Raw genomic sequence first — 12,905 nt, 5'->3', positions numbered from 1 at the left:
GCATGCAGACCTCGAAGACCATCGTGGCCGTCAACAAGGACCCCGAGGCCCCGATCTTCGAGCTCGCCGACTACGGCGTGGTCGGCGACCTCTTCCAGGTGCTGCCGCAGCTCACCGCCGAGGTGAAGGCCCGCAAGGCCTGATCCCGCGGGAAGGTTCGGAGGGCGTGGCGCCGGGTGCTCGGTGCCACGCCCTCCGTCGTTGCCGGTTGTCCGCCCTCCCTCCTCGGAGCCACCCCGTCGTCCCCGTCCGGTCGTCCCCGGAGCACGGCGGGTGGAGCGGCGGCCCGTAGAGTCGGCGCCGGCGCGTGACGCGGAGGCGGGGCGCGCGGATCGAGCGCGTGGCGCACGGGCGCGGCGCGGTGGCGTGGGACGAGGCGAGGACGGTGGCATGGCACTGCTGACGGCACTTCAGGGCGGTTTCGGCGACACGGCGGAGGCGCTGCGGATCGACGGTCGGGCGCTTTCCCGGGAGGACCTGCTGGGCGCGGCGACCGCCGTCGCCGACCGGGTGGCCGGCGCCCCGGCGCTCGCGGTGCTCGCCCGGCCCACCGTCGAGACCGTCACCGCCGTGGTCGGAGGCCTGCTGGCGGGCGTCCCGGTGGTGCCGCTGCCGCCCGACTCGGGGCCCAAGGAGCGCGAGCACATCCTGCGGGACTCGGGCGCGGCACTGCTCGCGCACGCCGTCGGGGAGGCGCTCCCGCAGGGCACCTCGGTGGCGGGGCTGCCGGTCGACCCCGCGCAGCGCTCCGCCACCACCCACGCCGAGCCGGACGCCGCGTCGACCGGCTTCGTGCTCTACACCTCGGGCACCACCGGCGCGCCCAAGGGCGTGGTGATCCGGCGTGAGGCGATCGCCGCGGACCTGGACGCCCTCGCCGCCGCCTGGCAGTGGACCGCCGAGGACATCCTCGTGCACGGCCTGCCGCTGTTCCACGTGCACGGGCTGCTGCTCGGCGTGCTCGGCGCCCTGCGCACCGGCAGCGGCCTGGTGCACACCGGGCGGCCCACCCCGGCGGGGTACGCGGCGGCCGGCGGCAGCCTGTACTTCGGCGTGCCCACCGTCTGGTCGCGGGTGGCGGCGGACCAGGAGGCGGCGGCCCGCCTCGCCGCGGCCCGGCTGCTGGTCTCCGGCAGCGCGCCGCTGCCCGTCCCGGTGTTCGAGAAGCTGGCGGCGCTCACCGGGCACGCCCCGATCGAGCGGTACGGGATGACCGAGTCGCTGATCACCGTCAGCATCCGGGCGGACGGCGAGCGGCGCCCCGGCAGCGTCGGGCTGCCGGTGGACGGGGTCCGCACCCGGCTGGTCGGCGAGGACGGCGCGCCGGTGCCCAGTGACGGGGAGAGCGTCGGCGAACTCCAGGTCTGCGGCCCGACGCTGTTCAGCGGTTACCTCAACCGGCCGGACGCGGACGCCGAGGCGTGGACGGCGGACGGCTGGTTCCGCACCGGCGACGTGGCGGTGATCGGGGCGGACGGCTTCCACCGGATCGTCGGCCGTGCCTCGGTCGACCTGATCAAGAGCGGCGGCTACCGGATCGGCGCGGGCGAGGTGGAGGCCGCGCTGCGCGACCACCCGGCGGTCGCCGACGCGGCGGTGGTCGGCGTGCCGGACGAGGACCTCGGACAGGCGATCGTCGCGTACGTCATTCCGGACGGCGCCGTGACGGGGGACCAGCTGACGGCCTTCGTGGCGGAGCGGCTCTCGGTGCACAAGCGGCCGCGCCGGGTCGTCCTGGTGCCCGAACTGCCCAGGAACGCGCTGGGAAAGGTGCTGAAGAAGCAGCTGCTGGCGGAGGCCGGCGGCCACTGACGAGGGGGGCTTCGGACGCCCCCTCCGATGACGGCCGTTCACCCTGATGCGCCGTCGGTGCTCACCACCGGTGACCCTTCCATTGGCGCACTCCACTGCGCGCAGTGAGCGGACGCGTGCCTAACGTGACACGCAGGCAGAACCGAATCCCCGGGCGGCACGCCGCGGCTTCCGGTCGCAGGACCGGAAGCCGCGGCGTGCCGGACGGGGACTCTGCCGACAAGCACGGCCAGTCCTGGCCGGTCACAGCAATCCGCTGCAGTCCGCAGCGACCCGCAGCAGTGAAGGAAGTCAGCACGATGACCACCGTCAACACCGGCGCGCCGGAGGCCGCCGGCGAACCGACCGGGCAGCAGCACGCTGCCACCGTCCGCACCTCCCGTCCGTCCCGCTCCGCGCGGCTCCGTCGGGGGATAGCCATGGTGGCCGTGATCGCGACCGGCGCGGGCGTGATCGGCCTCGGCGCCGGCGTCAGCCCCGCGGCCGCCGAGCCCGCCCCGGCGCACGCCGGGTGGGACGGCTCCCGGTACTGGTTCAAGAACAGTCAGGGGCAGTGGCGCTGGACGTCGCACTACAGCGTGTACGTGGCCCGCACCGGGGGCGGCTCGCCGTCCGCCGCCAAGGCCACGAGCAAGTCCTCGGGCGGGATCAGGCAGGGCTGGGACGGCTCGCGCTACTGGTTCCGCAACAGCAAGGGCGAGTGGCGTTGGACCTCGCACTACGACATCTACCTGGACCGCACCGGCGGCGGCTCCTCGTCGGATTCCGCGGGCTCGGGCTACTCCGACGACTCGGTGGCGGAGGACCGGAACGTCGAGACCGCCGTGCAGTTCGCCCTCGCCCAGCTGGGCGTACCGTTCCGCCGGGCCGGCAACGGGCCGGACGGCTACGACTGCTCGGGCCTGGTGCAGCAGTCCTTCCGGCGCGGCGGGATCGACCTGCCGCGCGTGGCCAACGACCAGTACGCGGCGACCACGCCGATCGGGGCGAGCCAGCTGCGCCGCGGTGACCTGCTGTTCTGGGCGCCGGACGGAACCGCCCGGGGCATCCAGCACGTGGCGATCTACCTGGGCGAAAACCGGTACGTCGAGGCCGCGCGGCCCGGGACCAACGTCCGGATCTCGGGGATCAGCAGCGGCTACTACCCGGCGTTCATGGGCCGCCCGTAGCGGGGGCGGACGTCCCCCGTCGGGGGCGCCGGGGCCGCCCGGTGCCCCCGACGGGGCTGTGCGGGCGAGGGCCGGGTGCTTCCCGACGGGCGCCGTGCGGGCGCGGCACCTCGCGTGCGTGCTTCGCGACGAGGGGTCAGAGGTCGTCCGGGCGGGGCAGGGCGCCGCGCGCGCCGAGGCCGGTGACGGCGAAGGCCCCGGCGGCGACGGCGGTGGCGACCGCGTCGGGCAGCGCGGCGCCGCGGGCGAGCGCGGCGGCGAGGGCGCCGCAGAACACGTCGCCCGCACCGGTGGTGTCGACCACCCGGACCGCGGGGGCGGGCAGTCGGGTCGACGTGCCGTCCACGGCGACCAGAGCACCCTCGCCGCCGAGGGTGACCACGGCGCCCTCGGCGCGTTCGGCCAGCACCCGGGCGGCCTCGGTGACATCGGTGGCGCCGGTGAGCTGGCGGGCCTCGACGGCGTTCGCGACGACCAGCGGGAGGCGCCCGGAGGGGCCGGCCTTCGGCAGGGCTCCCGCGGGGGCGGTGTTGTGCAGCCAGCGGGTGCCGCCCGAGGGGCCCGCGGCGGGAAGGGCGGCGGCGGTCGCGCGGACGCACTCCGCGGGGACCTCGTTGCTGGTCAGGACCACGTCGACGGGGAGCAGGCGCAGGCGGGTGAGCGCGGCGGTGACCTCCTCCGGGGTGAGCCGGGCGTTGGCGCCGGGCACGACGACGATGCTGTTCTCGCCGGACGGGTCAACCATGACGATCGCCTGACCGGTGGGCGCGTCCGGATGGGTGAGCACGGCGCCCGTCTCGACCTGCGCGCCGTGCAGATCGGCGCGCGCCGCCTCGCCCTCGGCGTCCCGCCCGACCTTGGCGACCAGGTGCGTCGCCGCTCCCAGCCGGGCCGCGGCCACCGCCTGGTTGGCCCCCTTGCCGCCGAAGCCCCGGGTGGCGCCGGTGGCGAGGACCGTCTCACCGGGGGAGGGGAGCACGGGGCAGCGGAGGATGTGGTCGGTGTTGACCGAGCCGATGACGACGACCCGGCCGGCGGGAAGCAGTTTCATCGTTCCTCTGTACGCGGCGGGGCACGGGCGGCGCAAGGAGGCGGGCGGGAACGGGCGGGGACGGGCGGGAACGGGCGAGGGTGGAGCGAACGCGGGGGCGAGCAGGGGGCGCGCGCAGGGGCGCGGGAGCGTACGCGTGGGGGCGTGCGGCGCGTACGAGCGGGGCACGTGCGGCAGGCCGACCCACCGGACGCCCTGTGCCCCAGCCGTGGTGAAGGGGTGCAATTTTGATGTAGACCGGTCTGCATATTTCCTTCCGTGGCCGTCTGACCTGGGCACATGCCGCTGTCACGGGGCGGCCCGGGGCGTGGCGGCGGGCGCACCGGGGAGGCATGGGGAGCGGCGTCACGCGGGTACCACCACGGGTGGCGCTGGTTCGACCTACGGGGGCGCTGCCCGGTGCGAACGGCATCGGGGGAAGTCGAGGGCAGGGGACGTTGTGATCGTCTGGGTCAATGGCACATTCGGGGCGGGCAAGACGAGCGCCTGCCGCGAGCTGGTGGAACTGCTGCCCGGGAGCGTGCTCTTCGATCCCGAGCTGGTGGGCTTCGGCCTGCGCCGGATGCTTCCGGCCGACCGGCTGGCGACGGTGTCCGACTTCCAGGACCTGGCGGCCTGGCGCCGACTCGTCCCCGAGACGGCGGCGGCGCTGCTCGGTGAGGTCGGGGGCCCGCTGGTGGTCCCGATGACCCTGCTCAGGGAGGACTACCGGGACGAGATCTTCGGCGACCTGGCCTCGCACGGGATCGCGGTGCACCACTTCGTGCTGGATCCTGAAGAAACGATCCTGCGCGACCGCATAGCCCACCGCGAGGAGTGTCCGGGCGATCCGGAGGGCAGCGAGCGGGTCCGCGCCTGGTGCCTCGAACACCTGCCCCGCTACCGCGCCGCCCGCCGCTGGCTGGTCGGGGACGCCCGGATGATCGACACCAGTGAGCTATCCCCGCGGGAGACCGCGCACCGGATCGCCGAGCTGGTCCGGGTCGGCGCCGCCCGCTGCCCGATCGTCCAGACCCCGGACCCGACCGGGGACACCGTGGCCTCCGCCGTGCTGTTCTTCGACGAGCAGGACCGCGTGCTGCTGGTCGACCCGGTCTACAAGCCCGACTGGGACTTCCCCGGCGGCGTGGTCGAGCGCGGCGAGGCCCCCACCGACGCCGCCCTGCGGGAGACCGCCGAGGAGCTGGGCCTGCGCCCGGACCCGTCCACGCTGCGCCTGCTCGCCGTCGACTGGGAGCCGCGCACCGGCCCGCGCCGAGGCGGGCTGCGGCTGATGTACGACGGCGGTCTGCTGGACGCGGAGGGCCGGCAGAACCTGCTGCTCCAGCAGGAGGAGCTGCGCAGCTGGCGCTTCGTCACCCTGGACGAGGCCGGCGAGCTGCTGCCCCCGGGGCGCTACCGGCGGCTGGCGGCCGCGCTGGACGCCCGGCGGAGCGGCGAGCTGCGGTACCTGGAGGCGGGGAGCCGGGTGGCCGTCGGGTTGGCGAGCACGGCGGACGCGGCGTAGGCGGCGAGGGAGGCGAGGACGACACGGGAGGCGAGGGAGGCACGGGCGGCGCACGGCCGCCGCCCACACCGTGGCGCGTACGCGGCGATCGGCCGGGACGGGGCACGGTCGGTGGTTCGGGCGGTCCGGGGCACCCCTCCGGTTCGCCTCCCGCCGTGACCGCCGATGCGTCGCGCCCCGGTCGCGGGCGGGAGGATGGGGGCATGCCTTTCACGCTGAGCCATCCCGCCGCCGTCCTGCCCCTGCTGCGCGCCGCCGGTGCGCGCGGGCCCTTGGTGGCGTCGGCGCTCGTCGCCGGGTCGATGGCGCCGGACGTGCCGTTCTTCGCCGAGTCCCTGTTGCCCGGGGTGTACGGCCACGGCGGGCTGACGCACCGCTGGTGGGCGGTACCGACGCTGGACGTGGCGATCGCCGGCGCGCTGGTGGCCGGCTGGCACGGGCTGCTGCGGGGGCCGATGGTGGCGCTGCTGCCCGAGCGCTGGGCGGGCGGCGCCGAGGCGCTGACCGTACGGCGGGCCGGGGGTACCGGAGGCGTCGGCGCGGCCGGAGGCGCGGTCAGTGGCGCGGCGTGGTTCGCGGGCTCGGCGGCGATCGGCGCGGCCACCCACGTCGGCTGGGACGCGTTCACCCACGGGGACCGGCTGGGGGCGCGGCTGCTGCCCGTACTGGACCGGCCGGTGGCCGGCGTCCCGCTGTACGAGGCGCTGCAGTACGGCAGTTCGGCGCTCGCCCTCGCGGCGCTGGGCGGCTGGGCGGTGCGAGCGGTGCGGACCGTCGAGCCGGTGCGGCCGGCCGTGCGGCTCGCGCCCCGGGCCCGGCGGGCGGCCGTCGCGCTGCTGGGCGCGGCGACGGCCGCCGGGGTGGTGCACCGGCTCAGCCCCCTGCGGCGGAACCTGGTGCCGGAGGTCTGCTTCGGCGCGGGGGCCGGGCTCGCGGTGGGAGCGGTCGGATACGCGGCGGTGCTGGCGGCCGCCCGCCGGTTGCGCGGCGCACGGCCCGACGCCGTGGGCGAGGTCCCGAGGGACCTCGCCCCGAAAGTCCGTCAGACGGAGCGCAGTTCGGCGTAGCGGCGGAGGAACAGCGCCTCGGTGAGGGCCATCCGCTCCAGCTCCTGCGGGTCGACGCTCTCGTTGACCGCGTGGATCTGGGTGGTCGGCTCCTCGACGCCGATCAGCACGATCTCGGCCTTCGGGTAGAGCGAGCGCAGCGTGTTGCAGAGCGGGATCGAGCCGCCCTCGCCGGAGGCGACCATCGGGACGCCGAAGGCCTCGGCCATCGCTTCGCCCATCGCCTCGTACGCCGGGCCGCTGGTGTCGGCGCGGAACGGCGAGCCGCTGCCCTGGCGCTCGACGGTGAGCCGGGCGCCGAGCGGGACCTGCGCCTCCAGGTGGGCGATCAGCGCGTCCTGGGCGGCGTGCGGGTCCGACCCCGGCGCGACGCGCACGCTGACCAGCGCCTTCGCGGTGGCCTGGACGGAGGAGGTGGCGCCGATCACCGGCGGGGCGTCGATGCCGAGGACGGTGACGGCCGGGCGGGCCCAGAGGCGGTCCGCGATGGTGCCGGTGCCGGTCAGGGTGACGCCGTCGAGCACCTTGGCGTCGGCGCGGAACTGCTCCTCCGAGTACTGCACGCCGGTCCAGGTCTGGTCGGTGGTCAGGCCGGCCACCGCGACGTCGCCGTTCTCGTCGTGCAGCGAGGCCAGCATCCGGACCAGGCACTGGAGGGCGTCCGGGGCGGCGCCGCCGAAGGCGCCGGAGTGCAGGTTGCCGGCCAGCGTGGTGACCGTGGCCTCGACGACCGTCATGCCGCGCAGCGAGGCGGTCACGGTGGGCAGGCCGGGGGCGAAGTTGCCGGTGTCGCCGATGATGATGGCGTCGGCGGTGAGCAGCTCGGGGTGGGCCTCGGCGTAGCGCTCCAGGCCGCCGGTGCCCTGCTCCTCGGAGCCCTCGACGATGATCTTCAGGCCGACCGGGTAGGCGTCGCCGTGGACCTGACGCAGCGCCCGCAGGGCGGTCAGGTGCATCAGGATGTTGCCCTTGCAGTCGGCGGCGCCGCGCCCGTACCAGCGGCCGTCGCGCTCGGTCAGCTCGAAGGCGGGGCTGAGCCAGCCGTTCTCGTCCAGCGGGGGCTGGACGTCGTAGTGCGAGTAGAGCAGGACGGTCGGTGCGCCCTCGGGGCCGGGCAGCTCGCCGTAGACGGACTGGGTGCCGTCCGGGGTGTCCAGCAACCGGATGTCGGTCAGGCCCTCGGCGGCGAAGGCGTCGGCGACCCAGCGCGCGGCCTTCTCGCACTCCTCCACCGGGAACTGGCGCGGGTCGGCGACCGACGGGAAGGCGACCAGTTCGGCGAGGTCGGTGCGGGCACGGTCCATCAGGGACCGGACGGCGTCGGCCAGGGGCTGTGACATCGGGGCTCCGAGGAGACGGTCCGCCCTGGGGTGGAGCGGGCGGAGGTGGTGGTTTGCGGTAGTGCCGATCATAGGCGGAGCGGAGCGGGGAGTTCCGAGGGTTCGGTGCGGGAACCTTCGGATCCCCGGGCGACCGGGTGGCGCCGGTGCGGGGGCGGCGCGCTCGACGGGCGAGGCCGGACGCATAGGATTGCTCGACGTGACTGACTCCGGAAGCTCCGATTCCCGCAGCCCGCTCGACAGCCCGGCCGAGGACGGTCCGACCGACGAGGCGGCAGCGCCGCTGGACGGCGTCTGGGACGTCGTGGTGGTCGGCGCCGGACCGGCGGGCTCCTCGGCCGCGCACGCCGCCGCGGCCCAGGGCCGCCGGGTGCTGCTGCTCGACAAGGCCGAACACCCCCGGTACAAGACCTGTGGCGGCGGCATCATCGGCCCCTCCCGGGACAGCCTGCCGCCGGACTTCCGGCTGCCGCTGCAGGACCGGGTGCACGCCGTCACCTTCGCCTACGACGGGAAGTACACCCGCACGCGGCGGTCCAAGCGGATGCTGTTCGGCCTGGTCAACCGCGACGAGTTCGACCTGCGCCTGGTGCAGGCGGCCAAGCAGGCCGGCGCGGTGCTGGTCACCGGAGTGACCGTCACCGGTGTCGAGCAGCGCGGCGGCGAGCACCGGACGGCCGTGGTGACGGCCGCCGACGGGCGCACCTTCGAGGCCCGTGCGGTGGTCGGCGCGGACGGCAGTGCCAGCCGGATCGGCCGGCACGTCGGCGTGACCTTCGACCAGATCGACCTCGGCCTGGAGGCGGAGATCCCGGTGCCGGCGCAGGTCGCCGCCGACTGGGCGGGCCGGATCCACCTCGACTGGGGCCCGCTGCCCGGCAGTTACGGCTGGGTGTTCCCGAAGACCGAGACCAGCAGCCTGACCGTCGGCGTCATCTCGGCCCGCGGCGACGGCGAGCGAACCAAGCAGTACCTCGCCGACTACATCCGCCGGCTGGGCCTGTCCGGGTTCACCCCCCAGGTCGAGTCCGGTCACCTCACCCGCTGCCGGGCCGAGGACTCGCCGCTCTCCCGCGGCCGGGTGCTGGTCGCCGGGGACGCGGCCGGACTGCTGGAGCCGTGGACCCGCGAGGGCATCTCGTACGCGCTGCGCTCGGGCCGGCTGGCCGGCGAGTGGGCGGTGAAGATCGCCGAGTCCGGCGACGCGGCGGCGGTGCGGCGCGAGGCGCTGAACTACGCGTTCGCGGTCAAGGCCGGACTGGGCGTGGAGATGCGCGCGGGCAAGCAGCTGCTGGGCGCCTTCGAGCGGCGGCCGTACCTGTTCCACGCGGCGGTCTGCCTGGTGCCGGCGGCCTGGCGGGCCTTCGCCCGGACCACCCAGGGCCACACCTCCTTCTCCCAGGTGCTGCGGCAGTACCGGGCCGCGCGGCGGCTGACGGCGATGGCCTCGCGGTAGGGCGGCCGTCGTGACGCGGGGCCGGTGGCCCTCCGCGGTGCGGGGGCGGGGCCGGCGCCCCTCCCCAGCGCGGGGAGGGGCACCGGCCCCGTTTCCTCGGTGGCGCGGGCGAACTACTTGAGCCCGGTGTCCAGCGCGGACATCAGGGTGCCGGTCGGGGTGTCGCCGGACATCTCCCAGATCATGCCGCCGAGCAGGTTCTTGGACTTGAGGTAGGCGGTCTTCTGCGAGATCGACCAGGCGTCGTCGAAGGACCACCACTGGCCGCCGGCTCCCGTGTAGCCGTACGTCGCAACGGACTTGGGGTCGTGGTAGACCTTGAGGCCGGAGAGGCCGGTGATCAGGTTCTGGTACCCGCGGGTACCGGCCTCGTCGGTGAACTGGCCCGGGGCGGCGCCGTTCGCGGACTGCCAGGCGCCGTTCGCGCCGCCGTCCGCGACGCTCTGCCAGCCGCGCCCGTAGAACGGGAAGCCGATGGTCAGCTTGCGCGGGTTGACCCCGGCGTTCAGGTACGTCTGGACGGCCGTGTCCACGCTGAAGTGGGTGGTGTAGGGGTCGTTCGGGTCCTGGTAGAGGTTGGAGGCGTGGCCGGTGCGGTTCGGCTCCCAGGAGTTGTCGCTGCCCGAGCCGTGGAAGTCGTAGCCCTGGACGTTGGCGATGTCCAGCGAGCCGAAGATCTTCGAGAGGTCCCAGCCGGCGGCGACCTTCGCCGGGTCGGCCGGGGTGAAGGCGGTGAGCAGCTTGTGCGAGCCGCCCGACGCGTCCAGCTGCCGGCGGAATTCGGCCAGCAGCAGGGTCAGGTTGTCCTTGTCGTTGGGGCTCCAGTGGTTGCCGGGGTGGCCGTCGCCGGAGCCGGGCCACTCCCAGTCGAGGTCGATGCCGTCGAAGATGCCGGCGGCCACTGCGTCGCCGCCGGCGCCGTTGTAGACCGGCAGGTTGCCCTTGATCCAGGTGTCGACGCAGGACTTGACGAACTTCTTCCGGGACGCGTCGGTGGCGGCGGCGTCGGAGAAGTACTTGGAGTACGTCCAGCCGCCGAGCGAGACGACCACCTTCAGGTTCGGGTACTTGGCCTTGAGCTTCTTCAACTGGTTCAGGTTGCCGCGGAGTTTGCCCCAGCCGTCGTCGGCCACGCCGTCCACCGACTGGTCGGCGCTCATCGCCCGGCCGTAGTCCGCGTCGGCGTCACCCGCGCCGGTGCCCTGGTCCGGGTCCTGGGGGTTGCCGCTGGTGCCCTTGGTGACGCCCGCCATGCAGGTCAGGTTGACCGGATCGATGTTCTCGAAGGCGTAGTTGATGACGTCGAGCTTGGCGGCGGCGCCCGAGGTGTCCAGGTTCTTGACGAAGTACTGGCGGCCGTAGATGCCCCACTGGACGAAGTAGCCGACCCGGGCGTACGTCCCCGCGCCGACCAGGTCCGAGGTGGTCACGGTGAGCGGGGCGGACGCGGGTGAGGCGTTGTCGGCGGCGTCCCGGGCCTTCACGGTGAACGTGTAGGTGGTGGACGGCGAGAGGCTGCCGACGGTGGCGCCGAGCGTGCTGCCGGTGACCGTGGCCGCCAGCGTGCCGCCCTGGTAGACGTCGTACGCGGCGACCCGGACGTTGTCGGTGGCGGCGTTCCAGGCGAGCTTCACGTCCGTCGAACCGACCGCGGTCGCACGGAGGTTGGCCGGTGCGGTGGGCGGCGAGGTGTCGGTGGACGGGTCGAAGGTGGAGGCGGTGACGGACGTGCTGGGCGGGCCGGTGTTGCCGCGGCTGTCCTTGGCCCGGACGGTCAGGGTGTACGAGGTGGCCGGGGCGAGGCCGGTGACCAGGACGCCGGTGGACGGGCTGGAGGCGAGCACGGTGCTGCCGCTCAGCACGTCGTAGGAGGCGACCGGGAAGTCCCCTCCGGTGGCGGCCGCCCAGCTCAGCGCGAGCGTGTGCGCGGTGGACTCGGTGACCGTCGGGGCTCCTGGTGCGGTCGGTGGGACGTCCGCGGTGCCGTCGCACTTGTCGCCGTTGATCCGGCAGTTGAGCGGGGTCGAAACCGGTCCGTTGCCGACGAACCAGAAGCTGTACGGCTCGGTGGTGCTGTGGGCGTTGACGGTGGAGTTGTAGAACGCGGCCGTGGCGGTGACGTGCCGGCCGTTGACGGCGGCGGTGCCGTTGTAGCTGTTGCCGATGGTGACGCCGGCCGGGAGGTCGAACTCCAGGGTCCAGCCGCTCACCGCGGTCGCGTTGTCGTTGTGGACGATGTAGGTGCCCTGCCACCAGGAGCCGTTGTCGGCGGTGGTGAAGGTGGCGGTGAGCTTTCCGGCGGCGTTCGCCGGGGCGGCCAGCGCGGTGAGCGCGGCCAGGGGCAGGAGCAGGACGGAGAGCAGTGCCAGCAGTCTGCTGCGCACGCGCGGGCGCCCGGCCCGGGATCGAGCGGACATGGTTCTCCCTGTGGCTGTGGGGGTTGAACAGGGTGATGTAGAACCTTGGTTGATCCGTGTGCGATCGATGCCTGCGCCGTGGGGAGGCGAGGCATGGGAACTGTAGGAGGACTGGACCAATGCGTCAACAGGTCTGTACCACTTGGGGCTGCTCTGCCGTGATCCGCCGGGGCCGCACCTCCCGGATCCAGGTGATGGGCGGCCCTCAGCGCACCACTTCGGGCAGCTCGCGCAGGAACGGGCGGTCAGCCGCGGGGAGCAGGGTCACCGGACCACCCGAACGAAGCACCACGTCCAGGACGGCATCCGGATCGGCGGCGTAACCGCCGCTGGCCCAGGCCGCGTTGGCCTCCACCACGGCCCAACGGCCGTCCTCCGTACGCCCGACGTCGACCACGGTGGCACTGGGCAGGGGCGCGTCCGACGCCGATGCGGCCAGGACGTCGGCGGTGAACGCGAGCACCTCGACGGCGTCCCGGTCGGGTGCCCCGGTGGTCTCCAGCGGGGCGACGGACAGCCCGCCGTCCACCGCGTAGCGCGAGCCGGTCCGCACCGCGCCGTCCAGCACGAACAGCCGGTACTCCGCCACGAACCGCACCACCTCGCTCACCAGCGCCGGCGTGTCACCGTCCAGGACACCGGGCCCCGGCAGCGCGTCGCCGTCGGGGTAGACCCGGGCGGCGAACAGCTTGTCCGCCGGCGGCTTGACGAAGGCCGGGTGACGCAACCGGCGGGCCTCGGCCAGGGTGGTGGAGACGACCCGGCGTCCGGTCAGGTCGTGCGGCAGCCGGGTCAGCCAGTCCGCGGCGGGTTCCAGCAGGCCGAGGCCGAGCTCCCGTCCGACGGCGTCGCCGAACAGCGGCCCGCTGTACACGTGCACCGCCGAGCCGAGCAACTCGGGCGGTGTCCGCCAGGACCTCGCGGTGCATGCCCGAAGGCCCCGGCGTCCGGCGGCGTTGCGCAGCTGGAGGCCCGTTTCGTTGATGCGCGGCGCGAGCAGCAGGACGGGATCGGCGATGGTCACGGCGACGATGCTGCCCTGGAAACGGTGCCCGTCACCACCGGATTTCGACGGGGTGGCGGACG

General features: G+C 74.4%; 9 protein-coding genes and 1 pseudogene. 6 read left to right on the top strand and 4 right to left on the bottom strand.

All coding sequences use genetic code 11. The annotated features are described in order from the left end of the window. The 3 genes and pseudogenes from ABZ449_RS30200 to ABZ449_RS30190 all read left to right on the top strand — a co-directional run. Window positions 1–143: pseudogene (locus ABZ449_RS30200) on the top strand (electron transfer flavoprotein subunit alpha/FixB family protein); the annotation flags it as partial. Between the two features lie 247 nt (window positions 144–390). Further along, a complete protein-coding gene (locus tag ABZ449_RS30195; protein WP_360352516.1) occupies window positions 391–1,812 on the top strand; it encodes an acyl-CoA synthetase in 1,422 nt (473 codons plus the stop codon). 299 nt (window positions 1,813–2,111) lie between these two features. After that, the gene (locus ABZ449_RS30190; RefSeq protein WP_360352514.1) at window positions 2,112–2,981 is read left to right on the top strand and encodes a C40 family peptidase; all 870 of its coding nucleotides are present in this window, start codon (window positions 2,112–2,114) and stop codon (window positions 2,979–2,981) included. A gap of 136 nt (window positions 2,982–3,117) precedes the next feature. Here the strand turns inward: ABZ449_RS30190 and ABZ449_RS30185 are convergent, their stop codons facing one another. Beyond that, window positions 3,118–4,032 carry a PfkB family carbohydrate kinase gene (locus ABZ449_RS30185; RefSeq protein WP_360352512.1) on the bottom strand — a complete coding sequence of 305 codons (915 nt, stop codon included), beginning with the start codon at window positions 4,030–4,032 and terminating at the stop codon, window positions 3,118–3,120. Between the two features lie 439 nt (window positions 4,033–4,471). Here ABZ449_RS30185 and ABZ449_RS30180 point away from each other — a divergent pair, with 439 nt between their 5' ends. Both ABZ449_RS30180 and ABZ449_RS30175 read left to right on the top strand, forming a co-directional pair. Beyond that, window positions 4,472–5,539, top strand: coding sequence for an NUDIX domain-containing protein (locus ABZ449_RS30180; protein WP_360352510.1), 1,068 nt, complete (start codon window positions 4,472–4,474; stop codon window positions 5,537–5,539). Window positions 5,540–5,742: 203 nt separating this feature from the next. Next, the gene (locus ABZ449_RS30175) at window positions 5,743–6,606 is read left to right on the top strand and encodes a DUF4184 family protein (RefSeq protein WP_360352508.1); all 864 of its coding nucleotides are present in this window, start codon (window positions 5,743–5,745) and stop codon (window positions 6,604–6,606) included. Here the strand turns inward: ABZ449_RS30175 and ABZ449_RS30170 are convergent. Continuing rightward, a complete protein-coding gene (locus ABZ449_RS30170; RefSeq protein WP_360352506.1) occupies window positions 6,582–7,946 on the bottom strand; it encodes a dipeptidase in 1,365 nt (454 codons plus the stop codon). The genes ABZ449_RS30175 and ABZ449_RS30170 overlap by 25 nt on opposite strands. 283 nt (window positions 7,947–8,229) lie before the next feature. On the opposite strand from ABZ449_RS30170, the gene ABZ449_RS30165 reads away from it, so the two are divergent. Next, window positions 8,230–9,402, top strand: coding sequence for a geranylgeranyl reductase family protein (locus tag ABZ449_RS30165; protein WP_360352526.1), 1,173 nt, complete (start codon window positions 8,230–8,232; stop codon window positions 9,400–9,402). A gap of 113 nt (window positions 9,403–9,515) precedes the next feature. Here ABZ449_RS30165 and ABZ449_RS30160 read toward each other — a convergent pair whose 3' ends face one another. Together ABZ449_RS30160 and ABZ449_RS30155 are read right to left on the bottom strand one after the other, a co-directional pair. After that, entirely contained in the window at window positions 9,516–11,819 is a 2,304-nt protein-coding gene (locus ABZ449_RS30160) for a glycosyl hydrolase family 18 protein (protein WP_360352504.1), read from the bottom strand. A 205-nt stretch (window positions 11,820–12,024) separates the two neighbouring features. Further along, window positions 12,025–12,843, bottom strand: coding sequence for an ATP-grasp domain-containing protein (locus tag ABZ449_RS30155; RefSeq protein WP_360352502.1), 819 nt, complete (start codon window positions 12,841–12,843; stop codon window positions 12,025–12,027). Between the last annotated feature and the right edge of the window lie 62 nt (window positions 12,844–12,905).

It is taken from the genome of Kitasatospora sp. NPDC005856 (assembly GCF_040629945.1).
Taxonomy (GTDB): Bacteria; Actinomycetota; Actinomycetes; order Streptomycetales; family Streptomycetaceae; genus Kitasatospora.
The sequence above is the reverse complement of the archived record's forward strand: the minus strand, read 5'-3'. Positions and strand labels throughout refer to the sequence as shown.

Coding starts and splice junctions, on each gene's coding strand:
- ABZ449_RS30160 (WP_360352504.1), bottom strand. CDS start 11,819: ATGTCCGCTCGATCCCGGGCCGGGCGCCCGCGCGTGCGCAGCAGACTG.
- ABZ449_RS30185 (WP_360352512.1), bottom strand. CDS start 4,032: ATGAAACTGCTTCCCGCCGGCCGGGTCGTCGTCATCGGCTCGGTCAAC.
- ABZ449_RS30170 (WP_360352506.1), bottom strand. CDS start 7,946: ATGTCACAGCCCCTGGCCGACGCCGTCCGGTCCCTGATGGACCGTGCC.
- ABZ449_RS30195 (WP_360352516.1), top strand. CDS start 391: ATGGCACTGCTGACGGCACTTCAGGGCGGTTTCGGCGACACGGCGGAG.
- ABZ449_RS30175 (WP_360352508.1), top strand. CDS start 5,743: ATGCCTTTCACGCTGAGCCATCCCGCCGCCGTCCTGCCCCTGCTGCGC.
- ABZ449_RS30190 (WP_360352514.1), top strand. CDS start 2,112: ATGACCACCGTCAACACCGGCGCGCCGGAGGCCGCCGGCGAACCGACC.